Source organism: Bartonella rattimassiliensis 15908 (genome assembly GCF_000278215.1).
Lineage (GTDB): Bacteria > Pseudomonadota > Alphaproteobacteria > Rhizobiales > Rhizobiaceae > Bartonella > Bartonella rattimassiliensis.
The window spans coordinates 176,168-176,688 of the sequence record NZ_JH725068.1 but is presented as its reverse complement, the minus strand read 5'-3'; the positions used below and the strand labels follow the sequence as shown (position 1 = coordinate 176,688).

General features: G+C 45.7%; 1 pseudogene. It reads left to right on the top strand.

The annotated features are described in order from the left end of the window. Positions 1-521, top strand: a pseudogene (locus tag MCY_RS09670) (Vomp family autotransporter); the annotation flags it as partial.

Below are 521 nucleotides of genomic sequence, written 5' to 3'. Positions count from 1 at the left end.
CCTCGGATTTTAACAGGTGTGAAAGCAGGAGTGCTTTCGGAAGGATCGACAGAAGCGGTGAATGGCTCCCAGCTTTATGCAATGAGTAATACGCTGGCAACCTATTTTGGTGGCGGTGCAAGCTATGAGAATGGTCAATGGGTGGCTCCAAGTTTCAAGGTTACAACAGTCAAGGAAGGTGGCAGTGATGTTGAGGAGAAGAGCTATGGAAATGTAGCGGAAGCATTTGCTGGCGTAGGAAGTTCCTTCAGGAATCTTCATCAAGAGCTTAGGAATGAAATTAATCAAGTTGTCAGTGCTAGTCTTGTTAAGCAGGATTTTGATACGAAGGTCATCAAGATTGGTGGAGAAACAGATGGCGGTGCAATTATAGTTTCCAACCATCATGGTGATGCGCGTAGTATCTCTGGTGTGAGAGCAGGAGTACTTTCGGAAGGATCGACAGAAGCGGTGAATGGCTCCCAGCTTTATGCAATGAGTAATACGCTGGCAACCTATTTTGGTGGTGATGCTAAATATGA